This window comes from Tritonibacter mobilis F1926 (assembly GCF_000376545.2).
Classification (GTDB): Bacteria; Pseudomonadota; Alphaproteobacteria; order Rhodobacterales; family Rhodobacteraceae; genus Epibacterium; species Epibacterium mobile.
The window spans coordinates 1,243,214-1,266,334 of record NZ_CP015230.1; the positions used below are offsets into that span (position 1 = coordinate 1,243,214).

The following is a 23,121-nucleotide window of genomic DNA, read 5'->3' on the forward strand; positions in this document are numbered from 1 at the left end:
ACCGCCTTACTCGACGATGACGAGCGGAGAACCAAATTCAACCGCTGCGCCATCCTCGACGAGGATGCGCTTCACGGTGCCAGCCTTGGGGGCCGGAATGTGGTTCATGGTTTTCATCGCCTCAACGATCAGGAGCGTGTCGCCCTCATTGACCTGCTGGCCGACGGAGATAAATGCAGAGGCACCCGGCTCTGGTGCCAGATAGGCGGTGCCGACCATTGGCGAGGTCACTGCACCCGGATGGTTGGCAGGATCGTCAGACACGGCGGCCTCAGCAGCCGGTGCGGCAGCAACAGCAGCGGGAGCCGCGGCAACTGGGGCTGCGGCAGGTGCGGCGGCGACCTGAACCGGCGCGACGGGTGCTGGGAATTGGCGGGAGACGCGCACGTTCAGGCTGTCATCTTCCGCGTAGTCGCGCTTTACCTGCAGCTCGGTCAGGTCATTTTCGCGCAAAAGCTCTGCCAGAGCCTTGATGAACGCTACATCTGCTTCATGAGATTTATTTGTCATTGTGTTCCTCGGCAGGGTCCTGTCTGGCCCCGAATGCATCCGGGGCGGAAATTTGCGGCCTTATAAGCCATAGCTGACCATAAGGAAAGCGTACTTGGATTGCCTCACAAGATGAGGGCGCGAGGGGCGATTTTCAATCGTTTTTGCAGGGGAATATCCCTGTTGCGGCCTCCGTCACAGGGGCATGCCGCTGAGCTTTGCCACCAGTTCGGGCAGCTTGCGGGCGTTGAATTTATCCAGCAGGCGGGCGCGGTGAGTCTCAACCGTGCGATAGGAAAGATCGAGCTTCAGGCCGATTTCCTTGGCCGACAACCCCCGGCAGGTGAGGATTGCCACCTCGCGTTCGCGCTGGGTCAGGCTGACGACGGGGCGTTCATCGGAGAGATCGGCAAAGGACCAAACACCGCTTTGGAACGGACGCGCCCCATCCAGCGAACGCCCCCGCACGCGGCACCAAAACAGCGCCCCCGAGGTGCGGCGCATGATGCGCTCGTCGTGGTAAAATCCGCTTTGTGATTCCGGCATTTGCAGAATTTCACCAATACGCTGGTAATCCTCGACGCTGGGATAAAGTGCGGCGATGGGCAGTTCGCACAGCTCCGCGGGAGTGGCCCCAAAGGTGTCGGCGAATTGCAGATTGCACCGCTTGATGATGCGATGTTCTAAAAGCGCAAGCCCAACGGGCGCGTAGTCAAAAGCGGGATCAGACATGGGCTGGTTCTAAAGCGCAGCACTGCGCAAGGGAAGGGCGCTTGTGTTTACGACAGGGTCGGTCCGGTTTGCAAAAAAAGCCGGACCTGAAACAGGCCCGGCACAGGAGGTGTGCGCGACAGGGAATTGCCGTGCAGCACGGAGTAAAACGTCAAATGCGCAAGCCGCGCACCCGGAGATCAGATCGCGAGGTATTCGGACCGCAACTCCTCATTCTCGAGAACCTCGGCAGCGGTGCCGTCAAAGACGATCCCGCCCGTATCAAGGATGACCGCACGGTCTGCCAGTTGCAGCGCGCGTACGGCATTTTGCTCTACGATAATGGTTGTCATGCCCTGTTCCTTGATGTGGATCAGAGTCTTCTCAATCTCATCCACGATGACCGGGGCAAGACCCTCATAAGGCTCATCAAGCAACAGAACCTTGATGTCGCGGGCAAGGGCGCGGGCAATGGCCAGCATCTGCTGCTCGCCGCCCGAAAGTGTGACGCCCTCTTGTTTGCGCCGCTCGCCAAGTCGCGGAAACAGCTCATACAGACGCTCGATGGACCAGCCGATGGGGGGGGCGATCTGCGCCAGTTGCAGGTTTTCCTCGACCGTGAGGCCGGGGATAATGCGGCGATCCTCTGGCACCAGGCCAAGCCCGGCAGCTGCGGCCTCATGACTTTCCATCAGGTGCAGCGGTTGGTGATCGAGCCAGATTTCGCCGCGTGTCACCATAGGCGAGCCCGTGCGCGCGATGGAACGCAGAGTCGAGGTTTTGCCCGCCCCATTGCGACCCAAAAGCGCGAGAATCTCGCCTTCATGGACGTTAAAGTTGATACCCTGAACGATATAGCTCTCGCCGTAATAGGCGTGCACGTCCCAGATCGACAGAAACGCGGGCGCGGTGGCGGCGTGGTTTGCGCCTTTGGAGAAGTCGGGTTTTACGTTCATCTCTTTTCCTTTCCCCTTACGCGGTTTCGCCGAGGTAGGCTTCGCGCACCTTCGGGTTGCCACGAATGTTCTCCGGATCGTCTTCTACCAATGGGGTGCCCTGTGCCAAAACGGTGATCCGATTGGCGAGCGAGAACACCACATGCATGTCGTGTTCGATGATGGCGATGGTGATATTGCGCTGATCCGAGATCTGTTTCAGGAGGTCGATCGTGTTGTTGGTGTCGGCCCGTGCCATGCCTGCCGTGGGTTCATCCAGCAACAGCAGACGTGGCTCCTGGCTAAGGCACATGCCGATTTCCAGCCGCCGCTTGTCCCCGCGCGAGAGCGAGGCGGCATGCATATGGCGTTTTTCGGCCATGTTCATTTCCACCAGCATCGCCTCGGCCTTGTCGAGAATGTCGCGTTGCGACATCACCGAAGCGATGGCGTTGAGTTCAAATGCGCCGTCCCGTTTCGCCAGACAGGGGATCATCATGTTCTCAAGAACTGTCAGATCACCAAATATTTCAGGCGTTTGAAAGACGCGGCTGATGCCCATCTGGTTGATCTCGTAGGGCGCGCGCCCCAGTACCGACTGCCCGTCAAACATCACCGACCCGGTGTCGGGGATCAGTTTGCCGACAAGGCAGTTCAGCAGCGTGGACTTGCCCGCGCCATTGGGGCCGATGATGGCGTGAACCGAGTTTTCCTTGACGGAGAGGTTCACATCCGAGAGCGCCTGCAGGCCACCAAAGCGTTTGCCGACGTTTTTGACTTCGAGAATACTCATGAGATGTCTCCTTATTCCGCCGGGTGGGTTTCGTTCTGGCGGGCGTCAGATTTCTTGCGCCCCTTGAACCAATTGCCGATCCGCTGTCCGCCTTCCACAAGGCCACCGGGGAGGTAGATCACCACCAGCATGAACAGGATACCAAGAGTCAGATGCCAGCCTTTGCCGATAAACGGGTGGATGATGAAGACCACGAAGTCCTCAAGCCCATCCGGCAGGAAGCTGAACCAGCCGTGCAGCACGTTGTCGTTGATCTTGGAGAAGATGTTCTCGAAGTATTTGATGAAGCCTGCGCCCAGAACCGGCCCGATCAGCGTGCCCGCACCACCAAGGATGGTCATCAGGACGACCTCGCCAGAGGCGGTCCATTGCATCCGCTCCGCACCGGCTAACGGGTCCATGGAGGCCATCAGACCACCGGCAAGACCTGCATACATGCCAGAGATCACAAAAGCTGCCAGCGTGTAGGGTTTGGAATTCAGACCGGTGTAATTCATCCGCTGCTGGTTAGATTTTACCGCCCGCAGCATCATCCCGAAAGGCGAGCGGAAGATGCGGATCGAGAGGTAAAAGGCCGCGATCATGACCAGTGCACATAGATAGTAGCCCATGTTGAACTGGAAGTCCCATGGCCCCACGATCAGATGGTAGGTCGAGCGCATCTCCATGCCAAAAAGGTTGGTTACGGGGATGGAGCCGTCAGCCGTAGCAGAAACCCCCAGCACGCGCGGATCATCAAGTGTCAGTTGCAGGCCGGTCTCGCCATTGGTGATCGGTGTCAGCACCGAATAGGCGAGGCTGAAGGACATCTGCGCAAAGGCCAGCGTCAGGATCGAGAAGTAGATCCCGGAGCGCCGCAGACTAATAAATCCAATCACCAGCGCAAAAAGGCCCGAAATGATGACGCTGAGGATGATGGCGGGTAGGACGTTCATGCTCAGCAGTTTGAACATCCAGACCGCGGAGTAAGACCCCACACCGAGAAAGGCCGCGTGACCAAAGGACAGATACCCGGTGAGGCCAAAGAGGATGTTAAACCCGATGGCAAAAATCCCAAAGATCACAAAGCGCTGCATCAGGTCGGGATAACCCGCATTGAACTGCGCCAGACCGCTGTCGGTCGGAAAGGGATTTAGAAGGAAGGGAGCAAAGATCGTCAGTCCAGCTACGATCAAAAGCAATGTAGTGTCTCTTTTATCAAGTCCGAACATGATCTTAGTCCTCCATCACGCCTTTGCGCCCCATCAATCCGCGTGGACGGACCAGAAGGATGATGATGGCGACGAGGTAGATGATGATCTGATTGATGCCGGGAATGAGGCTGATCGCCCATTCCATCGAGGCAAAGCTTTCAAGCACGCCGAGCACAAAGCCCGCCAGCACCGCACCGGGCAGGGAACCCATGCCGCCCACAACCACAACCACAAAGGACAACACAAGAAAGTCCATGCCCATGTGATAGTTGGGCGAGTTGATGGGCGTGTACATGACGCCCGCAAGTCCCGCGACGGCGGCCGCGATGCCGAACATGATCGTAAAGCGGCGGTCGATGTTGATACCCAATAGGCCCACGGTTTCACGATCCGCCATGCCGGCCCGGACCACCATGCCGAAGGTGGTGAACTGCAGAAAGGCAAAGACCGCACCGATGATGAGGCAGGCAAAGCAGAAATAGACGATACGCCAGACCGGATAGATCAAGTCCATGCCGATCACCGCGCCAAGATTGGCCACGCCATTGAGCGCATCGGGCGCGGGCGTCGGGATCGGGTTGGCACCGTAGAAATACTTGATGACCTCTTGCAGCACGATGGCGAGGCCAAATGTCACAAGGATCTGGTCCGCATGGGGGCGTTTGTAGAAATGCTTGATCAGCCCGCGCTCCATGATGAAGCCGACGGCCACCATGATCGGGATCGCAAAGAGGATCGCCAGCGGCACTGACCAGTCGATGATCGCGCCACCGAATTCCGGTCCGAACCAGCTCTCGACATAAGGGGTTTTGACCTTCAGCGGGTTGCCGAGGAAATCGGTCTTTTCGGGGTCGACCGTCTCAAAGCTGAGGCTGAAGATTTTTTGCAGCGTCACCGCGCAGAAGGCACCGATCATGAACAGCGCCCCATGGGCGAAATTCACGACGCCGAGCGTGCCAAAAATAAGTGTAAGCCCGAGCGCGATCAGCGCATAGGCAGAGCCCTTATCGAGCCCGTTTAGGATTTGCAGAAGGAATGCGTCCATGATCCCCACCTTCCGGTTCGTCTGGGTGGCTGGTTTCGGGATGCAACAGTAGGTCACGCCCGGTCGCCAAGAGGGCGCGGATCAAAGAGACCAAAGCTGTGCGGGAGAAGGGTGGTCAGGCGCGTCTTTCGCACCCGACCAGTGATAGGGCTCTCGCGTTATGCGCCCGGGTTACAAGAACCGAGCTGGCCGCCTGCAAACATCGGGTGATCCGCCGGATATTCGACCTGCGCGCGTGGTGTGACCTCGACCACCTCAAGAAGGTCAAACTCGGATGTCGGGTTTTCTTTCCCGCGCACCACAAGCACATCCTTGAAGCACTGGTGATCCTCGCCGCGATAGAGCGTCTTGCCGTTGCCCATGCCGTCGAACTCGAAATCTTCGAGCGCTTCTGCGACCGCACAGGGGTTGAAGGAACCCGCGCGCTGAACTGCGTCTGCATAGAGCAGGGTCTGCACGTAGCAGGTATGCGCAGCCTGTGAGGGCGGGAAGCCATACTTGGTACCGAAGGAGCGCACAAAGGCCTTGGAGCCTTCGTCCTGCAGCGACCAATGCCAGTTGGTGGAGCCGTGAATGCCTTTCACGTTTTCGCCCGCACCTTTAGCCATCAGACGCGAATAAAGCGGCACGACGATTTCGAAGTTTTTACCGTTCACTTCTTTTTCGCGCAGGCCGAACTGCACGGCGTTGGTGAGCGAGTTCACCATGTTACCGCCGTAGTGGTTCAGAACCAGCACATCCGCACCGGAGTTCAGAACAGGTGCGATATAGGACGAGAAGTCAGTCGCGGCGAGCGGGGTTTTCACCGTGTTGACGGTCTCCCAGCCGAGCGCTTCTGTTGCGGCCTTGATGGATTCTTCTTGGGTCCAGCCCCAAGTATAGTCAGCAGTCAGGTGATAGGCCTTGCGGTCATCGCCATAGAGGTTCTTGAGCACCGGTGCGAGCGCCGCGCCGGACATATACGCGTTAAAGAAATGGCGAAAACCATTGGCTTTTTTGTCTTTGCCGGTGGTGTCGTTCGAGTGCGTCAGGCCTGCCATAAAGATCACGCCTGCCTCTTGGCACAGGCCTTGAACCGCAACCGCCACACCGGAGGAGGAGCCGCCGGTGATCATGATCGCGCCGTCTTTTTCGATCATGGATTTTGCAGAGGCGCGGGCCGCATCCGATTTGGTCTGGGTGTCGCCGGTGACATATTCCACCTTCTTGCCCATGATACCGCTGCCCTCAAGCGCCTTGGAACTGAAGGTGTTCAGCATGCCGCCGTCGCCTTCGCCGTTGAGGTGCTCAACCGCCAGTTGATATGCGCGCAGCTCGTCCGCGCCTTCGTCGGCGTAGGGTCCGGTCTGCGGGACGTTGAAGCCGAGGGTGACGGTGCCGCCGGTTGGATTATTGGTGAAAGCAGCTGCGCTTTGGGCCGTGAAAATGGTCGGCACGGCGAGACCTGCGCCTGCAACGGCGCTGGTTTTCAACAGGCCACGACGGCTTACGTCTGTCTTGGACATTTAAGTTCCTCCCTGAGTGTAAAAGGCGAGGCGCGACTCCTCACTTCCGCGCGTTGCCTTGCAACATTGTGCAAAATCAGTATGGGGGTGTGTTGTAAATCACCGCAATAAAACGCTTGTTTTGAATGTTTTTTCTGTAAAGAAATATACAGTGAGGGGCGTATTGCGGTAAATTATCTTATTCTGCCGCGCAGAAAGCCCTTGATAACCCGGTGTTTTGCAGGAGGAGGCAAACCCATGGCAGGTGACAGTCTGACCGGTAGTCGCATTCGTGAAAGGCGATTAATGCTAGGGTTGCGTCAGGCTGATCTTGCCCGTGACGCCGGGATATCGGCCTCTTACCTCAACCTGATCGAACACAATCGACGCAGAATCGGCGGCAAGTTGCTGGTGACACTGGCGCAGGTGCTCAATGTTGAGCCATCGCTTTTGACGGAAGGGGTGGAGGCCACGTTGGTGGCGTCATTGCGAGAAGCGGCGGCCGAGGCACGGACGCCGATGGTGGAACTGGACCGCGTGGACGAATTCGCAGGTCGGTTTCCCGGTTGGGCAGAAGTCCTGGCACAGACCCACGGGCGTATTGGTGCATTGGAGCGCACTGTGAGATCTCTCTCGGACCGGCTCACGCATGATCCTCATCTGGCGGCCTCGCTGCATGAAGTGCTCTCTACCGCAGCGGCGATCCGCTCTACTGCTGGTATCCTGGCGGAACCGGGGGAGTTGGAGGCCGAATGGCGAGACCGGTTTCACAAAAACCTCGACCAGGATGCCCAGCGGCTTGCGGATAGCAGTCGGGCGTTGGTGCGGTTTCTGGATGAGAGCGATCAGGCTGGTGAGCGCCGGGGCATTCCTCAAGAGGAAGTGGAGGCGTTTTTCACCGCGCGGGAGTTTCATTTCCCCGAGATTGAGAAGGGCAGCGTAGAGCCGCGTGATCTGGTGAAGGCAGCCCCGGAACTGGAAAGCACCGCCGCGCGCAAGCTGGCAGAAGCGGGACTACAGCTCTATCAGGAGGACGCCGAGCGCATGCCGCTGGTTGCGTTGCGCGCCGCTATCGAGACCCACGGGCTCGCTCCCGGAAAACTGGCACAGGCATTAGACGTCGAAATCTATCGTCTGCTGCGCCGTCTGGCGATGGTTCCTCAAGATGTGCTTGGGCATCCGGTCGGATTGGTGATCTGCGATGCCTCAGGCTCTATCCTGATGCGCAAGCCCGTTGCGGGTTTCCCGCTGCCGCGTTTTGGCACCTCTTGTCCGCTCTGGCCGCTGTTTACGGCGCTCTCTCAGCCGGGGGTGCCGATCCGGCGGCGTATCCATCAAAAGGGGCGCGCGGCGCGTGACAGTGAGTGTTTTGCGATTTCATGGCAGGCGGAGCAGCCCGGATTTGATCGTGATCCGGTGATGCGTTCGGTGATGCTGATCCTGCCGTCAGAGCACCCGGATCAGCCACCTCATGCGGATTCGCGGCCGGTTGGAGCCAGTTGTCGGATCTGTGTTCGCAGAGGCTGCCCGGCACGCCGCGAGCCGTCGATCCTGCGTGATTCATCTGGGGCGCGTTTGATGCAGATGTAACTGCCGGGTGACAGCGGTGTTGCTTTCATGCAAAGATCGCTATCGCACCCGGAGGAACCGGCAAACGGCGTGGTGCTTGGGGAGGACAAAGAAATCAATGGCTGGACGAGTCGTTTTGATTGAAGACGAAGCCAATATTGCAGAGGCGATCCGCTTTCTGCTCTCGCGCGAGGGATGGCAGGTCGATGTACATGCAGATGGCAGCAGTGCGCTATCGGTGATTAAGGCGGCAGAGCCTGATCTGGTCATCTTGGATTTGATGCTGCCGGGCAAAAGTGGCATGGAAATCATTCGTGAAATCAGAGAGGTAGAGGAATTTTCTCATCTGCCCGTTCTGATGCTCACGGCGCGTGGTCAACTGAAAGATCGCGAGATGGCGGAACGTGCGGGGGTCACCCGTTTCATGACCAAACCGTTCTCGAACACAGAGGTGCTGACCGCGGTGCGCGATCTCAATGCGCAGGCACGGCAGGCACAGGCCTCTTCTGTGCGCGACGCAGGCTGAGCCGCCCGCGATGATCCGATCCGATGGCGCGGGCAGTAAAGACGAGCTGCGCACCCCTTTTGTGGAGCGCCGCACCTATCGCCGCCGCCGTCTCATGGACATTGCCCGTCTGGCGCCGCTGATCGGGGCCTTGTTGTTTCTGGTGCCGCTGTTGTGGCCGGAGCAGCATCTCTCTGAAGGGGGAGGGCATGACGCCGGGAGCAGCATGTCCACCGCGATGATTTACATATTCGGTGTCTGGATCGGGCTGATCCTGTTCTCGGTGGCGTTTTCGGTCGCAGTTCGGCTTTGGGCGGTGCATTGGACCGGCGTTGGCGCCCCAACAGAGACCGCAGATGTGTTGGCCATGCGCCAACCGGGTGATGACAGAGCCGAGGATCGAGTCGACACGTCTCCCTCAACCGCGCCCCTCCCGCCTGCATCAACAGGGCCGGAGGATCATCCGTGACCTCGCTCAACCTGCTGGCCACAGTCAGCCTCGGTTATGTTGCGATCCTGTTTATGGTTGCCTTTTGGGCTGACCGGCAGGCGCTCCGGGGACGCAGCGCGCGCTTTATGCGCTCGCCGCTGATCTACACGCTATCGCTTTCGATCTATTGCACCGCTTGGACCTTTTACGGCGCGGTAGGATATGCGGCGCGGTCGGGTATGGAATATGTCACCATCTACCTCGGCCCGACATTGGTAATGATCGGCTGGTGGTGGGGGCTGCGCAAACTGGTGAGGGTGGGGCGAAGCCAACGCATCAGTTCCATTGCAGACCTATTGTCGGCGCGTTACGGCAAATCCAATGTGCTGGCAATCGGGGTTACTTTGCTCGCCGTGGTTGGGGTGACGCCCTATATTGCGCTGCAATTGCAGTCTATTACCTTGTCTGTTGCGATCTTTGCTGAGGCCGACCCGACACGCAGTCACAATGAATCCGGCACCGTGTTCTGGATCGCGATGGGGTTGGCCTGCTTCGCAATCCTGTTCGGCACCCGGAACCTCAACGCAAATGAGCGCCACCACGGGGTGGTGATGGCCGTCGCACTTGAGGCGGTGGTAAAACTCATCGCTTTGGTCGCGGTTGGTGTCTTTGTGGTTTGGGGGCTGGCGGGCGGCATTGAGGAGACGCTTGCACGGATTGACCGCTCGCCCATTGGGCATTGGCAGGTGGATGGCGGACGCTGGACCGCGATCACATTTCTGGCGGCGGCGGCCTTTGTCTGCCTGCCCCGCATGTTTCAGGTGATGGTGGTCGAAAACGAGGATGAACGCCATCTGCGCACTGCCGCATGGGCCTTTCCCACCTATCTGCTCCTGATCTCGATCTTTGTGGTGCCGATTGCTGCGCTCGGGCTGGAACTGTTGCCGCAGGGCTCTAACCCCGATCTTTTTGTGCTGACGCTGCCGCTGTCTCAGGGGCAGAACGGTCTGGCGATGCTGTCGTTTCTGGGCGGGTTTTCCTCGGCCACATCAATGGTGATCGTTGCCGCCATGAGCCTGTCGACCATGGTGTCAAACCATATCGTAATGCCGATTTGGCTGCGCTCTACCGGGGCCTTCAAGGGGGCGTCGGTGTCGGGGGATGTGCGCTCCGTGGTGCTGTTTGCGCGACGGTTCTCCATCGCGGCGATCATGGGGTTGGGCTATGCCTACTATCAGATTTCGGGCGGCGGCGCTGCGCTTGCTGCGATTGGTCTGATCTCATTTTCCGGCATCGCGCAGATCCTGCCTGCGCTGGTGGGCGGGCTTTTCTGGCGTGGGGCGACCCGCGCGGGCGCATTGGCGGGGCTGACCATCGGGTTTGCGGTCTGGGGCTATACGCTGCTGTTGCCCGAAGTTGCAGGCGGGGTGTTTTCCGCCTCAACACTCGCCAATGGCCCATTTGGCCTTGGCTGGCTGCGCCCGCAGGCGCTCTTTGGCATTGAGGGGTTCGACCCGATTGTCCATTGCGTGCTGTGGTCCATGAGCCTCAATGTGGCGGCGTTTGCTCTGGTGTCGGTCATGAGCTTTCCGAGCCCTATGGAGCGATTGCAGGGCGCGCAATTTGTGCATGTGTTTGATCATTCCGCCGGGCCAGGCGGTTGGACCGGGTCTGTTGCACAGAGCGAAGACCTGATGATTATGTCCCAGCGTATCCTCGGGCCGGAGGAGGCGCAGAATTTCTTTCAGGCCGCGTTGAGGCGACAGGGCGGGCCGGGGCCGCTTCCGGAACCGACCCCAAGTTTTCTTGAACAATTGGAGCGCGAGTTGAGCGCATCTATCGGTGCGGCAGCGGCGCATGCGATGATTGGCCAGATTGTCAGCGGTGCTGCGGTGTCGGTGGAGGATCTGCTCGCGGTGGCGGACGAATCAGCGCAACTTCTGGAGTATTCCAGTCGTCTGGAAGCGCAATCCAAAGAGCTGTCGCGCACCGCGCTTCAGTTGCGCGACACCAACCAGAAGCTGACGCAACTCTCTGAGCAAAAGGATGCGTTTCTCAGTCAGGTGAGCCACGAACTGCGCACGCCCATGACATCGGTGCGTGCGTTTTCCGAAATTTTGCGCGATGAGCCGGGATTAACTGCGGCGGAGCAGCATAAATACGCCTCCATCATCCATGACGAAGCGCTGAGGCTGACGCGGCTCCTCAATGACCTCCTTGATCTGAGCGTGCTGGAAAGCGGTGCGGTGTCGCTCAACGTGTCGACGCGTCGTCTTGGGGACGTGCTGGATCATGCGCTTTCCTCAGCGCTGGCAGGGGCGGATGGGCCGCTGCAGATCATACGGGATCGTGACAGAGAGGCGGTCGAGATCGAGACTGACGTGGATCGCTTGTCACAGGTTTTTATCAATCTGATTGCCAATGCACAAAAATACTGCACCGCCACAAACCCTGAACTGCGTATGCATGTGCGCAGCAATGGGGATCGCGTTGAGGTGGACCTTGCCGACAATGGTGCAGGCATCCCGGTGGATTTCCACGAGATGATTTTTGAGAAATTCTCGCGGGTTACCCCGGAGCGCGCTGGTGGCGCGGGGCTTGGGCTGGCGATTTGCAAGGAAATCATGCGCAAGCTCGGCGGCGATATCAGCTTTTTGTCGGAGCAAGAGGGGGCTGCTTTTCGGGTCACACTGCCCATTCGACTGAAAATAGAAGAAATCCGCTGAATTCTGTAAAGGTCTTGGTAACCAGCACTGGGCTAGAACCATGTCCATACGGGTGCGGAAGGCTTCAGGTTCATTTATGACGGACAAGGATCAAACGGAGGATGGCAAGCGCGCGGTCGGGGGACTTGCGCGTAAACTTGCAGCCTCAAAAGAAGGGACTGCCGGGACAGGCGGATCGCTCACGCTCAAGGCGTTGCGCAGATCGGTGGCGCGCGCCGCTGAGGATCTGTGCGAATTGCCAATGGCAGTGATCGCGGCGCGTCAAACCAACCGCGTGCCCGAAGATCTGACTGGCCTTCTGTCCGACAAACATCTCCTTGTGGTTCTCGACTGCCCCGAAGGGCGGATTGGCGCAGCGACGCTGGATGCCGCTGCGGTTACGGCGCTTATTCAACAGCAGACCATGGGGACGGTCCTCGGCATGTCCGGGGATGAGCGCAATTACACACCGACAGATGCCGCAATGGTGGCGGAGTTTCTGGAGAAGCTGTTCGGCAAGGTCACTAACCTGCTGGAAGACCAGAGCGATCTGCGCATTTTTGAAGGATATAGATTCGGCGCTCAGGTTGAAGATGTTCGAACGCTTGTGCTGGGAATGGAAGCGGATGACTACCGGGTGATCAATCTGAACGTGGATCTTGCGACGGGCAAAATGCAGGGCGAGATCTGTCTGGTGCTGCCGGAACCCTCGGTTGACGAATATGACGAGGCAAATGCAGTCCGTGGTCCGCGCTTGGGGTCCAGTGTCGGATCGATGCGTGCAGAGCTGTCGGCGGTTTTGTGCAAAATGCGAATCCCCTTGCGTCAATTCTCTGCGCTCAAGGTCGGGGAGTTGCTGCCGCTGGATCAGGCGTATCTTTATGAGACCGACTTGATTGCCATCAATGGACAGGCGATCGCCAAGGGCCGGCTTGGCCAGATGAACGGCGCGCGCGCAGTGCGCCTGGATCAGCAACGCACCCGGCTTGTGCCAAACAATCAGGGCAGCTTTTCCGACGGGATCGGTCGGGGTGCAGCACCGGCCATGGATGACAACACGCTGGATCTGTCGATTGCGGCGCATGGTCTGCAAGATCCGGGCGACGGGTTTGGTGGGGATCTTGGCGGCATGATGGGCGGGGACCTCGGGGGTGATCTTGGCGGCGACTTGGGTGGCGATCTGGGCAGTGGCCTGGGTGGTGATCTGGGCGGCGGCCTTGATGGTGGTGATCTTCCGATGGGAGATTTCGACGCCATGGGAGACCTGCCAGAATTGCCAATGAACGATCTTGGCGATTTTAACGCCGATGATACGGCGGCAGAGATTTCCGAATTGGCTGGGTTGTCAGATCTATCGGAGACGGGCACCTAACGCCCGCAACCAGCAACATTTGCGCATCATCAGGACATGATCCTAGTAGGATAGAAAAACGGCCCTCGGAATTCTCCGCGGGCCGCAAAACCATTCTGACTTAGGTAAAGGCGATGTTTTAGCCTTTAAGGGATTGAAGCGTCGGGCGCAGACCGGACAGATCGTACCCCGCCTGTTGCGTGGTGGTCATGATATCGTCGACCGAGACGTCAGGGTTTGACACCTGACCCAGCGCCCAAACCACCGAACACCGCGTACCAGAGGCGCAATAAGCCAGAACTGGCCCATCTGACGCCTCAATGAATGCGCCTTGTTTCTCGACGTTCTCAGGCGTCATGGTCTGGTGGGTGAGCGGCAGGACCTGAAATTTCAAACCAGCCGTTTCAGCCGCCGCGCGGATTGTATCCGCCTGATGGCTGGGCGGAACTTCCGCGTCAGGTCTGTTGCAGATCACGGTGGTAAAACCGGCAGCTTTGATTGCGGGAATATCCTCCACGGAGATCTGCGGAGAAACCGAGTAACGGGGGGTCAATGTGCGTGCATCCATGGCAATCGGTTTAAGCCTTTGTTGGGCTGCGGTCCAGAACCAAGCGAGTCCCCCTCCACGCACAGAAGGCGTTATACATATCGGCAGAAAAGCTCCGATCCTTGTTGGGGTTTTTCGGTGTCGGCGTTTGGCTGGGCGGCACGCGCTGCTGACAGGTATTTTTCGTTTCCGAAGTTGGGTTTGGGCACTGCCAATTGTTTTGGCTTGAAAGGCGAATGGCCTAATATATTGGCAATATTATTGCAGGGTTTACGATTGGAATGCGTCAATTTGCGGTATTCCCCAGCGGCGATGATTGCTGCACCCTTGAACTGATGTAAACTGGTCCTGCGCGGCAAGTGTTACGCTGCGCGGACAGGATCCTATTTTTGGACCTGTAGGGGAGGAGAGTAACGAATGACGACAGAACAGTTGATGAAACGTGCCTGCCACCTTGAAAAGCAAATCCGGACCGCTTCTGAGGTGGCGAGGCTGGATTTGCAGCCAGAATTTTCGCGTGTCTTGCGGCATATTAAGGCGGCAGGGGAATCTGTTCCCGGACATTTGCGCCGAACGGAACAGGCGCTCAATGACGAGCTGGTGGAACGTCAGTTTGATAATATGCCGGTTTGATTTGGCATTTGCCGACTAAGTGTGAGTGTGAACTGACGGAGTCCGATTGGCGAATTCAGGCGGTTTATAGAAATCGCCTGTGATCGCCAAATAGACGCGCCGGTTACGACAGTTAGCGCAGAAACAGGCCGACCATCACCAGCATAAGCCCAAGGACAGACAGCAACAACGCGCCGAGGTTTTTGGGCAGCACCGATTGCAGGACCGCGCGCAGCTCATCCTCGCTCAACCCTTTGCGCTTGGCGCGCACCACGATCAGCACACACCACGCAAGTCCCAGCATACCAAGGATCGACAGGGCACCACCGGCCCAGATCAGGTATTCCATGTTCCGTCTACCTCTTGTCACAGGTTGTCTCAGGCAATCGCCGCCGAAGCGTGCCATGTCGGTGGCATAGCGCCTACAAGAGTGGCTGCGACACTGCAAGCGGATGCATGTCAACTCCAGTCTTGCGAGGCGCGCGGCAGCCCTGTATCCCTCTGCCTCAACCGGTGCCAAACCGGAGCAGTTGAGGCAATTTGCACGAGGGCCATCCCATGGACATGACCGAAGACGAAAAGAGCGAAAACTACCGCGTCACCGCAGGCGAACTGCGCCAGTTTGTGGAGCGGTTCGAGCGTCTGGACGAAGAGAAGAAGGCAATTGCCGAGCAGCAGAAAGAGGTCATGGCCGAAGCCAAGGGGCGCGGTTACGACGTCAAGGTTCTGCGCAAGATTATCGCTCTGCGCAAGCGAGATGAAAACGACATCGCCGAAGAAGAGGCCGTGTTGGAAATGTACAAAGAAGCGCTTGGAATGTCCTGAACCGGACCCATACGCCAACCTGTTTGAACGGGGATCTGAGGGGACTCAGGTCCCCGTTTTGCATTGAAAATGTGCTGTTCAGCTGTGTCTTTGTGCCTGACAGGGATGTGCATCAGAATTAATCACGCATGATTTTTTCATTTAAATCATGTGATTGCGAGGCGTTGTTGCGGCGTCAAACGATGAGAATGCGCATTCTCTAAATTTTACCAGTTGATAAAAAATTCGCCTGTGGCACTCTGGTTTCAACAAGAAGACATCATTGACTGTCCAGTATCAGCAAGGAGACACCCAATGGCAGCAGGCCACCAGGTATCCGGAGTGCGATCAGAGCGGCTCAGCGCTCAGGAAATCGCCGAAAACTTCGCGGATCTTCACGCGCCCTTTGATGCGCATGAGGCCGCGGTTGCGGCGGATCGCTGTTATTTCTGTTTCGATGCGCCCTGTATGACGGCGTGTCCCACCAGCATCGACATTCCGCAATTCATCCGCGAGATCCAGGGCGGGCATGCGGAAAGTGCCGCCAAGACCATTCTGGAGCAGAACATCCTCGGCGGTATGTGCGCCCGGGTCTGCCCGACAGAGACGCTCTGCGAAGAGGTCTGCGTGCGGGAGGTGGCCGAGGGCAAGCCGGTCGAAATCGGTCGCTTGCAGCGCTACGCCACCGATATGTTGATGGAGCGGGACGTGCACCCCTTCACCCGCGCAGCGGCCACCGGAAAGCGGGTTGCGGTTGTGGGGGCAGGGCCTGCGGGTCTTGCGGCGGCGCACCGTCTCGCGATGCACGGTCACGAGGTCACGGTCTATGAGGCCAAGGCCAAGGCGGGCGGCCTCAATGAATTCGGGATCGCGGCCTATAAATCCACCAATGACTTCGCCGCGCGCGAGGTGGAGTGGTTGCTGCAAATCGGCGGCATCACCATCGAGTACGGGCGCGGGCTTGGTATGGGGCTGACGCTGGAAGGGCTTCAGTCTGACTTTGATGCGGTGTTCCTGTCCGTCGGGCTACAGGGCGTTAATGCGCTGCGTGCGGACGGCGAAGACAAGGACGGCGTGCGAGATGCGGTGGATTTCATCGCGGAGCTGCGTCAGGCCGAGGATCTGACCGCGCTGCCCGTGGGGCGCAATGTGGTGGTTATCGGCGGCGGTATGACCGCCGTGGATGCCGCCGTGCAGTCCAAACTTCTGGGCGCTGAAAACGTCACCATCGCCTATCGCCGGGGGCGTGACGCCATGGGCGCGAGCCGGTTTGAACAGGATCTTGCGGCCTCCAAGGGCGTGAAGCTGATGTTCAACGTGATGCCAAAGGCGATCCACGGCAACGGATCTGCGGTCGAGATCGAACTGGAATACACCGATGTTGTGGACGGGCGTGTCACCGGCACCGGAGAAACGGTGCGACTGGCCGCCGATCAGGTGATGAAGGCTATCGGTCAGACGCTTGAAGCCCAGCCGGAGGCGCTGGCGCTGGAAGGGCGTAAGATCAAGGTTTCTGAAACCGGGCGCACCTCGGTGTCCGGGGTCTGGGCCGGGGGCGATTGTGCATCCGGCGGCGATGACCTCACCGTGACCGCCGTCGCCGAGGGCCGCGATGCGGCCGAAGATATCCACGCGAGCCTGATGGGCTGAAGCCGCTATGCGCCGCCTTGCGATGTAGGGCAGGCCGCATAGTTAGCAAACAGGGAGAGATCAAATGGCTGATCTTACGACAGAATTCCTCGGTATAAAATCACCGAACCCTTTCTGGCTGGCCTCCGCGCCGCCCACCGACAAGGAATACAACGTTCGCCGTGCCTTTGAGGCCGGATGGGGCGGCGTGGTCTGGAAGACGCTGGGCGCCGAAGGCCCGCCGGTGGTGAATGTGAACGGGCCGCGCTACGGCGCGATCTGGGGCGCGGACCGGCGGCTCTTGGGGCTCAACAACATTGAGCTGATCACCGACCGCCCGCTGGATGTGAACCTTGAGGAAATGACCCGTGTGAAGAAGGATTATCCGGATCGCGCGCTCATTGCCTCGATCATGGTGCCCTGCGAAGAAGCCGCGTGGAAAGCGATCCTGCCGCGTGTGGCGGAAACTGGCTGTGACGGGATCGAGCTGAACTTTGGTTGTCCGCATGGCATGGCTGAGCGCGGCATGGGCTCTGCGGTGGGGCAGGTGCCTGAATACATCCAGATGGTCACAGAGTGGTGCAAGCAATATTACGACAAGCCGGTGATCGTGAAGCTGACGCCCAATATCACCGATATCCGCCGCCCGGCGCGCGCGGCCCATGCGGGCAATGCGGATGCAGTGTCGCTGATCAATACGATCAATTCGATCACCTCGGTGAACCTTGATGCGATGTCGCCGGAGCCGATGATCGGCGGCAAGGGCACCCATGGCGGCTATTGCGGCCCGGCGGTGAAGCCCATCGCGATGAATATGGTCGCCGAGATCGCCCGCGATCCGCAGACCGCTGGCCTGCCGATTTCCGCCATCGGCGGTGTCACCACATGGCGCGATGCGGCAGAGTTCATTGCGCTGGGGGCGGGCAATGTGCAGGTCTGCACGGCGGCAATGACCTATGGGTTCAAGGTTGTCGAGGAGATGATCTCGGGTCTGTCGGACTGGATGGATCAGAAGGGATATTCCTCCATTGAGGACTTCCGCGGCATGGCAGTTCCGAACGTCACCGACTGGCAGTATCTGGACCTGAATTACGTGACCAAGGCGAAGATCTCTCAGGACGATTGCATCAAATGCGGGCGTTGCTATGCGGCCTGCGAGGATACCTCGCATCAGGCGATTGCGATGTCGGCGGATCGGACCTTTACCGTGAAGGACGATGAATGCGTGGCTTGTAACCTCTGTGTCAATGTTTGCCCGGTCGAGGGCTGCATCACCATGGAAGAGGTTGCCGTCGGCGCTGTTGATGAGCGCACCGGCAAGGTGGTGAGCGGCGAATATGGCAACTGGACACAGCATCCGAACAATCCGGTTGCGACAGCGGCGGAATAAGCCACGGCGGGGAGGCTCCCGCCCGTCGAGGATGCAGGTAACCTGCATCCTCTCCCGTTGGGCCCGGCGCCGCGCTTCGCGCGGCGCTTTGGCGTAAAGCCGAGGCCGGAGCGCTATTGGGGAGAGATCGGAATTTTGCTGGGGAGGTCCATCAGGGGCACATGTGCAGATCAAGTCTGAGGCGGGCGCTGGCGCCTCAAGGGTAAACGTCGCTTGCGCGCCGCCGCTTTGCGGCCCTTGACCCGCCATCCCCCTCAAGGGCGTCCCAACTTTGGCGTTGGGTCCGGAGTGTCAGGTCGTGGGCGTGAGCATGCGGCGGTAGAGGGTGTCGAGAAACTCCGGTGCGGCGGCAAAAGGGTCTTCGGGGGTCATCAAGGTCTGTACCTGAACTTCGAAATCCGCGTAATGCTGGGTGAGGGACCAGATCGAAAACAACAGATGCCGGGGATGAACGTTGGCGATCTTGCCCGCCGCCATCCAGCCTTGCAAGATGACTTCTGTCGCATCCACCAGTTCGCGCAGTTCCGTCGAGAGCGTGTCGATCATGCGCGGCGCACCTTGCACGATCTCATTGGCGAAGAGGCGGCTTTCGCGCGGCATGTCCTGACTCATCTGAAGTTTGCGCTGCACATACCCGAGGATCTCCTCCATCGGGTCTCCTTCCGGGTCGATATCGCGCAAAGGGGCCAACCAGGTTGCCAGAAGTTTTGACAATAATTCGGTGAATATCGCCTCTTTGGAGGGGTAATAGTAGAGCAGGTTGGGCTTGGAAAGACCGGCTGCACTGGCGATTTGATCGACCGTTGCACCGCGAAAGCCGTTCTGGGAAAACACATCCAGAGCTGCCTCTAGGATGTTGGCGCGATTGCGTTTTTGGATCCTCGTGGGGCTGCGGTCAGTGGCCATGTCGTGCCGGTGCTTTCTGTTGTTATTTGCGGTTGGAGGTGCTGCCTGAATTTTGCGCAGATGATGGGCTGCAAATATCTATTCCAATTCTCAGGATGCGCAATTTCTTGACTGAGTCTCATCTGGTGATAGCGTGAGTTTGACCAGTTGGTCAAATGTCCGGCCTTGCCTGTCCTGGCGGCCCGGCCAGAACCAACGGCACAGTGAGAGCCACTGACCCGGGCTGGACAAGCCACGCAGGACCTCGCCCCGATGCATGAGGGCGAGGCAGACCACAGGGAAGGAAGCAAACAGAGATGACCGCGCTTGGACAAAATCTGAAAATCAACGGCGACCGGCTGTGGGACAGTCTGATGGAGATGGCCAAGATCGGCCCCGGCGTCGCGGGGGGCAACAACCGCCAGACGCTCACGGATGAGGATGCAGAGGGGCGGGCGCTGTTTCAGTCCTGGTGCGAGGCGGCAGGCATGACCATGGGCTGTGACACCATGGGCAATATGTTTGCGACCCGCCCCGGCGAAGATCCCGACGCGCTGCCGGTCTATATGGGCTCGCATCTGGATACCCAGCCCACGGGCGGCAAATACGATGGTGTTCTGGGGGTGCTTGGTGGCTTGGAAGTCGTGCGCACGATGAATGACCTCGGGATCAAGACCAAACACCCCATCGTGGTGACGAATTGGACCAACGAGGAAGGCACAAGGTTTGCGCCCGCGATGCTGGCCTCAGGCGTGTTTGCGGGCAAGCACACGCAGGACTGGGCCTATGGGCGCGAGGATGCCGAGGGCAAGACGTTCGGCGACGAGTTGAAACGGATCGGCTGGGTCGGGGATGAGACGGTCGGCGCGCGCAAGATGCACGCAATGTTCGAGTTGCATATTGAGCAAGGCCCCATCCTCGAGGCCGAAGGCAAAGATATTGGCGTTGTGACCCATGGGCAGGGGCTGTGGTGGTTGCAATGTACGGTGAGCGGCAAGGACGCGCATACTGGCTCCACGCCGATGAATATGCGGGTGAATGCCGGGCTTGGCATGGCGCGGATGACCGAAGCGGCGCATCAGATCGCCATGGCGCATCAGCCGCATGCGGTCGGCGCGGTGGGGCATTGTGATGTTTTCCCAAACTCGCGCAATGTGATCCCCGGCAAGGTGGTGTTCACCGCCGATTTCCGCTCGCCGGATCTGGAGAAGCTCACGTCGATGCGGGCGCAGTTCGAGGCCAAGGCGAAGGAGATCGCCGATGAGCTGGGGCTTGGGCTGGAGATCGAACCCGTTGGGCATTTTGACCCGGTGACCTTTGACGAGACCTGCGTCAGCGCGGTGCGCAATGCGGCGGAGCGTCTGGGCTACAGCCATCTCGATATCGTGTCCGGCGCGGGTCATGATGCCTGTTGGATCAACGATGTGGCCCCCACTGCGATGATCATGTGCCCCTGCGTTGATGGCCTGAGCCACAATGAAGCGGAAGAGATTTCCAAGGACTGGGCCGCAGCGGGCACCGATGTGATGCTGCATGCGGTGCTGGAGACGGCAGAGATCGTCGCCTGAAACCGCTGAGATGGAGGGGGCGCTGCCCCCGTCGCGCCTGCGCGACTCCCCCGGGATATTTAGGGTCAGAAGAAACTCGCCCGGGATTTGAAGACAACGGCGCGCAAGGCGTCGGACCACAGGGAGTTTGATATGACCAAAGTCATCAAGAACGGCACCATTGTCACCGCGGATCTGACCTATAAGGCGGATGTGCTGGTCGAGGGTGGCGTCATCACCGAAATTGGCCCGGATCTGAAGGGCGATGAGGTGCTGGACGCCACCGGCTGCTACGTGATGCCGGGCGGGATCGACCCGCATACCCATCTGGAGATGCCCTTCATGGGCACCTATTCGTCGGATGATTTTGAGAGCGGCACCCGCGCGGGGCTGGCGGGCGGCACCACCATGGTGGTGGATTTTGCACTGCCAAGTCCGGGTGAGAGCCTGCTGGATGCGCTGAAACGCTGGGACAATAAATCGACGCGAGCGAACTGCGACTATTCTTTCCACATGGCGGTGACATGGTGGGGGGAGCAGGTCTTTGACGAGATGAAGACCGTGATCGAGACCCGCGGCATCAACACCTTCAAGCATTTTATGGCCTACAAGGGCGCCTTGATGGTCAATGATGACGAGATGTATGCATCATTTCAGCGGCTTGCGGAGCTTGGCGGCATTGCAATGGTGCATGCCGAAAACGGTGATGTGGTCGCCGAACTCAGCGCCAAGCTGCTGGCGCAGGGCAACACCGGCCCCGAGGCGCATGCCTATTCCCGGCCGCCGCAGGTCGAGGGCGAGGCCACCAACCGCGCCATCATGATCGCCGATATGGCGGGCGTGCCGCTCTATGTGGTGCATACCTCCTGCGAGGACAGTCACGAGGCCATTCGCCGTGCGCGCATGCAGGGCAAACGGGTCTGGGGCGAGCCGCTGATCCAGCATCTGACGCTGGATGAAAGCGAGTATTTCAACGCCGATTGGGACCATGCCGCACGAAGGGTGATGTCGCCGCCGTTCCGCAACAAGCAGCATCAGGACAGCCTCTGGGCGGGTCTTCAGTCTGGATCGTTGTCGGTGGTGGCGACGGATCATTGCGCGTTCTCGACCGAGCAGAAACGCTATGGCGTGGGGGATTTCACCAAGATCCCCAATGGCACCGGTGGGCTTGAGGACCGGATGCCGATGCTCTGGACCCATGGGGTTGAGACCGGCCGTCTGACGCCCAATGAATTTGTCGCGGTCACGTCGACCAACATCGCCAAGATCCTGAACTGCTACCCGAAAAAGGGCGCGGTGCTGGTCGGCGCCGATGCGGATCTGGTGGTCTGGGACCCTGCGAAGACCAAGGTGATCTCGGCCGCCTCGCAGCAATCCGCCATTGATTACAACGTGTTCGAGGGCAAAGAGGTCAAGGGCCTGCCGCGCTACACGCTGACCCGTGGTCAGGTGGCTGTGATGGACGGCGAGATCAAGACGCAGGAGGGTCACGGCAAGTTTGTGGAGCGCGCGCCCAACACGGTGGTCAACACGGCGCTCAGCACCTGGAAGGATCTGACCGCGCCGCGCCCGGTGGAGCGCAGCGGCATTCCCGCCACTGGCGTCTAACTGCATCAGGAACGGGGGCCGCGTGCCCCCGTTTGTTTGACCAAGGCTATGAAATGAATATGCAAATGACCTCACGGGTGGACAGCGCCATGGACCGAGCCCCGGATGCCGCAGTGATCGAAGCCCGGGATCTGAACCTTGTGTTTGGGACGGGCGAGACATCCGTTCACGCGCTCAAGGATATCAACCTGACGATCAACAAAGGGGAGTTTGTCTCTTTTATTGGCCCTTCGGGCTGTGGCAAGACGACATTCCTGCGATGTGTGGCATCTCTGGAGACGCCGACGGGCGGCAGCTTGACCGTGAACGGGATGACACCCGAAGACGCCCGCAAGCAGCGTGCCTATGGCTATGTGTTTCAGGCGGCGGGATTGTACCCGTGGCGCACCATCGCCAAGAACATCAAGCTTCCGCTTGAAATCATGGGATATTCCAAGGCCGAGCAGGACAAACGCGTGGCCGAGGTGCTGGAGCTGGTGGAGCTTTCTGGGTTTGGTGGTAAATTCCCGTGGCAGCTGTCGGGCGGCATGCAGCAGCGGGCCAGCATTGCTCGCGCGCTGGCCTTTGATGCGGATCTACTGTTGATGGACGAACCCTTTGGGGCGCTTGATGAAATCGTGCGCGATCACCTCAATGAGCAGTTGCTGAAACTCTGGGCGCGAACGGATAAAACCATCGGCTTTGTGACCCACTCGATCCCCGAGGCGGTGTATCTGTCGACCAAGATCGTGGTGATGTCCCCCCGTCCGGGCCGCATCCATGAGGTGATCGACAGCACGCTGCCCAAAGAACGCCCCCTCGATATTCGCGACTCGCCAGAGTTCATCGAGATCGCCCATCGCGTCCGCGAGGGGCTGCGCGCGGGGCATGCGCATGACTGACGCTAGGA

Annotated in this window: 22 protein-coding genes; 12 read left to right on the forward strand and 10 right to left on the reverse strand. The window is 59.2% G+C overall.

The features are described from left to right. Nucleotides 1–6: 6 nt before the first annotated feature. From accB to K529_RS06025, 7 genes are all read right to left on the reverse strand, one after another. Complete coding sequence (accB, locus tag K529_RS05995; protein ID WP_009177003.1) at nucleotides 7–510, reverse strand: acetyl-CoA carboxylase biotin carboxyl carrier protein; 504 nt, start codon at nucleotides 508–510, stop codon at nucleotides 7–9. Nucleotides 511–684: 174 nt separating this feature from the next. Continuing rightward, nucleotides 685–1,221, reverse strand: coding sequence for a PAS and helix-turn-helix domain-containing protein (locus tag K529_RS06000; protein ID WP_005609940.1), 537 nt, complete (start codon nucleotides 1,219–1,221; stop codon nucleotides 685–687). A 179-nt stretch (nucleotides 1,222–1,400) separates the two neighbouring features. Further along, the gene (locus K529_RS06005) at nucleotides 1,401–2,156 is read right to left on the reverse strand and encodes an ABC transporter ATP-binding protein (RefSeq protein ID WP_005609938.1); all 756 of its coding nucleotides are present in this window, start codon (nucleotides 2,154–2,156) and stop codon (nucleotides 1,401–1,403) included. 16 nt (nucleotides 2,157–2,172) lie between these two features. Next, complete coding sequence (locus tag K529_RS06010) at nucleotides 2,173–2,928, reverse strand: ABC transporter ATP-binding protein (protein WP_005609935.1); 756 nt, start codon at nucleotides 2,926–2,928, stop codon at nucleotides 2,173–2,175. 11 nt (nucleotides 2,929–2,939) lie between these two features. Then, nucleotides 2,940–4,139, reverse strand: a complete 1,200-nt coding sequence (locus K529_RS06015; protein WP_005609932.1) for a branched-chain amino acid ABC transporter permease — start codon at nucleotides 4,137–4,139, stop codon at nucleotides 2,940–2,942. A gap of 4 nt (nucleotides 4,140–4,143) precedes the next feature. Next, nucleotides 4,144–5,166 (reverse strand): branched-chain amino acid ABC transporter permease, encoded by a 1,023-nt coding sequence (locus K529_RS06020; protein ID WP_005609930.1) that lies wholly within the window; start codon nucleotides 5,164–5,166, stop codon nucleotides 4,144–4,146. A 158-nt stretch (nucleotides 5,167–5,324) separates the two neighbouring features. Then, the gene (locus K529_RS06025; protein WP_005609928.1) at nucleotides 5,325–6,671 is read right to left on the reverse strand and encodes a substrate-binding protein; all 1,347 of its coding nucleotides are present in this window, start codon (nucleotides 6,669–6,671) and stop codon (nucleotides 5,325–5,327) included. 237 nt (nucleotides 6,672–6,908) lie between these two features. Here K529_RS06025 and K529_RS06030 point away from each other — a divergent pair, with 237 nt between their 5' ends. The 5 genes from K529_RS06030 (at nucleotide 6,909) to K529_RS06050 (ending at nucleotide 13,231) form a co-directional block, all read left to right on the forward strand. Next, complete coding sequence (locus tag K529_RS06030; RefSeq protein WP_040641316.1) at nucleotides 6,909–8,240, forward strand: helix-turn-helix transcriptional regulator; 1,332 nt, start codon at nucleotides 6,909–6,911, stop codon at nucleotides 8,238–8,240. 97 nt (nucleotides 8,241–8,337) lie between these two features. Further along, nucleotides 8,338–8,745: a response regulator transcription factor gene (locus K529_RS06035; protein WP_005609922.1), complete on the forward strand. Its 408-nt coding sequence runs from the start codon at nucleotides 8,338–8,340 to the stop codon at nucleotides 8,743–8,745. A gap of 10 nt (nucleotides 8,746–8,755) precedes the next feature. Continuing rightward, nucleotides 8,756–9,193 carry a hypothetical protein gene (locus K529_RS06040; protein ID WP_005609919.1) on the forward strand — a complete coding sequence of 146 codons (438 nt, stop codon included), beginning with the start codon at nucleotides 8,756–8,758 and terminating at the stop codon, nucleotides 9,191–9,193. Next, nucleotides 9,190–11,880: an ATP-binding protein gene (locus K529_RS06045; RefSeq protein WP_005609917.1), complete on the forward strand. Its 2,691-nt coding sequence runs from the start codon at nucleotides 9,190–9,192 to the stop codon at nucleotides 11,878–11,880. The genes K529_RS06040 and K529_RS06045 overlap by 4 nt, the downstream gene beginning before the upstream one ends. Nucleotides 11,881–11,956: 76 nt before the next feature. Then, a complete protein-coding gene (locus tag K529_RS06050; protein ID WP_005609916.1) occupies nucleotides 11,957–13,231 on the forward strand; it encodes a FliM/FliN family flagellar motor C-terminal domain-containing protein in 1,275 nt (424 codons plus the stop codon). Between the two features lie 118 nt (nucleotides 13,232–13,349). Here the strand turns inward: K529_RS06050 and K529_RS06055 are convergent, their stop codons facing one another. Then, a complete protein-coding gene (locus K529_RS06055) occupies nucleotides 13,350–13,778 on the reverse strand; it encodes a TIGR01244 family sulfur transferase (RefSeq protein WP_005609913.1) in 429 nt (142 codons plus the stop codon). A gap of 396 nt (nucleotides 13,779–14,174) precedes the next feature. Between K529_RS06055 and K529_RS06060 the strand changes: the two genes are divergently transcribed. Then, nucleotides 14,175–14,390, forward strand: coding sequence for a hypothetical protein (locus tag K529_RS06060; RefSeq protein WP_005609910.1), 216 nt, complete (start codon nucleotides 14,175–14,177; stop codon nucleotides 14,388–14,390). 112 nt (nucleotides 14,391–14,502) lie between these two features. Here K529_RS06060 and K529_RS06065 read toward each other — a convergent pair whose 3' ends face one another. Further along, nucleotides 14,503–14,718, reverse strand: a complete 216-nt coding sequence (locus tag K529_RS06065) for a hypothetical protein (protein WP_005609908.1) — start codon at nucleotides 14,716–14,718, stop codon at nucleotides 14,503–14,505. A 209-nt stretch (nucleotides 14,719–14,927) separates the two neighbouring features. On the opposite strand from K529_RS06065, the gene K529_RS06070 reads away from it, so the two are divergent. From K529_RS06070 to preA, 3 genes are all read left to right on the forward strand, one after another. Next, the gene (locus K529_RS06070; RefSeq protein ID WP_005609905.1) at nucleotides 14,928–15,194 is read left to right on the forward strand and encodes a DUF2312 domain-containing protein; all 267 of its coding nucleotides are present in this window, start codon (nucleotides 14,928–14,930) and stop codon (nucleotides 15,192–15,194) included. Between the two features lie 294 nt (nucleotides 15,195–15,488). Next, a complete protein-coding gene (locus K529_RS06075) occupies nucleotides 15,489–16,823 on the forward strand; it encodes an NAD(P)-dependent oxidoreductase (protein ID WP_046002166.1) in 1,335 nt (444 codons plus the stop codon). A 64-nt stretch (nucleotides 16,824–16,887) separates the two neighbouring features. Beyond that, nucleotides 16,888–18,192, forward strand: a complete 1,305-nt coding sequence (gene preA, locus K529_RS06080; protein WP_046002165.1) for an NAD-dependent dihydropyrimidine dehydrogenase subunit PreA — start codon at nucleotides 16,888–16,890, stop codon at nucleotides 18,190–18,192. Nucleotides 18,193–18,483: 291 nt separating this feature from the next. Here preA and K529_RS06085 read toward each other — a convergent pair whose 3' ends face one another. Next, nucleotides 18,484–19,098, reverse strand: coding sequence for a TetR family transcriptional regulator C-terminal domain-containing protein (locus K529_RS06085; RefSeq protein WP_005647431.1), 615 nt, complete (start codon nucleotides 19,096–19,098; stop codon nucleotides 18,484–18,486). A 296-nt stretch (nucleotides 19,099–19,394) separates the two neighbouring features. Here K529_RS06085 and K529_RS06090 point away from each other — a divergent pair, with 296 nt between their 5' ends. The 3 genes from K529_RS06090 to K529_RS06100 all read left to right on the forward strand — a co-directional run bounded on the left by K529_RS06090 (nucleotide 19,395) and on the right by K529_RS06100 (nucleotide 23,113). Next, nucleotides 19,395–20,645 (forward strand): Zn-dependent hydrolase, encoded by a 1,251-nt coding sequence (locus tag K529_RS06090; protein ID WP_005647435.1) that lies wholly within the window; start codon nucleotides 19,395–19,397, stop codon nucleotides 20,643–20,645. Between the two features lie 132 nt (nucleotides 20,646–20,777). Then, on the forward strand, nucleotides 20,778–22,232 hold the full coding sequence (gene hydA, locus K529_RS06095) for a dihydropyrimidinase (RefSeq protein ID WP_046002164.1): 1,455 nt from the start codon (nucleotides 20,778–20,780) through the stop codon (nucleotides 22,230–22,232). A gap of 53 nt (nucleotides 22,233–22,285) precedes the next feature. Continuing rightward, entirely contained in the window at nucleotides 22,286–23,113 is an 828-nt protein-coding gene (locus tag K529_RS06100) for an ABC transporter ATP-binding protein (RefSeq protein ID WP_039983021.1), read from the forward strand. Nucleotides 23,114–23,121: the final 8 nt, after the last annotated feature.

What these genes read in the sequence shown, in the direction of transcription:
- accB (WP_009177003.1), bottom strand. Translation starts at nt 510, where the DNA reads ATGACAAATAAATCTCATGAAGCAGATGTAGCGTTCATCAAGGCTCTG.
- hydA (WP_046002164.1), top strand. Translation starts at nt 20,778, where the DNA reads ATGACCAAAGTCATCAAGAACGGCACCATTGTCACCGCGGATCTGACC.
- K529_RS06050 (WP_005609916.1), top strand. Translation starts at nt 11,957, where the DNA reads ATGACGGACAAGGATCAAACGGAGGATGGCAAGCGCGCGGTCGGGGGA.
- K529_RS06025 (WP_005609928.1), bottom strand. Translation starts at nt 6,671, where the DNA reads ATGTCCAAGACAGACGTAAGCCGTCGTGGCCTGTTGAAAACCAGCGCC.
- K529_RS06040 (WP_005609919.1), top strand. Translation starts at nt 8,756, where the DNA reads ATGATCCGATCCGATGGCGCGGGCAGTAAAGACGAGCTGCGCACCCCT.
- K529_RS06075 (WP_046002166.1), top strand. Translation starts at nt 15,489, where the DNA reads ATGGCAGCAGGCCACCAGGTATCCGGAGTGCGATCAGAGCGGCTCAGC.
- K529_RS06060 (WP_005609910.1), top strand. Translation starts at nt 14,175, where the DNA reads ATGACGACAGAACAGTTGATGAAACGTGCCTGCCACCTTGAAAAGCAA.
- K529_RS06020 (WP_005609930.1), bottom strand. Translation starts at nt 5,166, where the DNA reads ATGGACGCATTCCTTCTGCAAATCCTAAACGGGCTCGATAAGGGCTCT.
- K529_RS06085 (WP_005647431.1), bottom strand. Translation starts at nt 19,098, where the DNA reads ATGGCCACTGACCGCAGCCCCACGAGGATCCAAAAACGCAATCGCGCC.
- K529_RS06065 (WP_005609908.1), bottom strand. Translation starts at nt 14,718, where the DNA reads ATGGAATACCTGATCTGGGCCGGTGGTGCCCTGTCGATCCTTGGTATG.
- K529_RS06035 (WP_005609922.1), top strand. Translation starts at nt 8,338, where the DNA reads ATGGCTGGACGAGTCGTTTTGATTGAAGACGAAGCCAATATTGCAGAG.
- K529_RS06015 (WP_005609932.1), bottom strand. Translation starts at nt 4,139, where the DNA reads ATGTTCGGACTTGATAAAAGAGACACTACATTGCTTTTGATCGTAGCT.
- K529_RS06100 (WP_039983021.1), top strand. Translation starts at nt 22,286, where the DNA reads ATGAATATGCAAATGACCTCACGGGTGGACAGCGCCATGGACCGAGCC.
- K529_RS06010 (WP_005609935.1), bottom strand. Translation starts at nt 2,928, where the DNA reads ATGAGTATTCTCGAAGTCAAAAACGTCGGCAAACGCTTTGGTGGCCTG.
- K529_RS06055 (WP_005609913.1), bottom strand. Translation starts at nt 13,778, where the DNA reads ATGGATGCACGCACATTGACCCCCCGTTACTCGGTTTCTCCGCAGATC.
- K529_RS06000 (WP_005609940.1), bottom strand. Translation starts at nt 1,221, where the DNA reads ATGTCTGATCCCGCTTTTGACTACGCGCCCGTTGGGCTTGCGCTTTTA.
- K529_RS06030 (WP_040641316.1), top strand. Translation starts at nt 6,909, where the DNA reads ATGGCAGGTGACAGTCTGACCGGTAGTCGCATTCGTGAAAGGCGATTA.
- K529_RS06005 (WP_005609938.1), bottom strand. Translation starts at nt 2,156, where the DNA reads ATGAACGTAAAACCCGACTTCTCCAAAGGCGCAAACCACGCCGCCACC.
- preA (WP_046002165.1), top strand. Translation starts at nt 16,888, where the DNA reads ATGGCTGATCTTACGACAGAATTCCTCGGTATAAAATCACCGAACCCT.
- K529_RS06090 (WP_005647435.1), top strand. Translation starts at nt 19,395, where the DNA reads ATGACCGCGCTTGGACAAAATCTGAAAATCAACGGCGACCGGCTGTGG.
- K529_RS06070 (WP_005609905.1), top strand. Translation starts at nt 14,928, where the DNA reads ATGGACATGACCGAAGACGAAAAGAGCGAAAACTACCGCGTCACCGCA.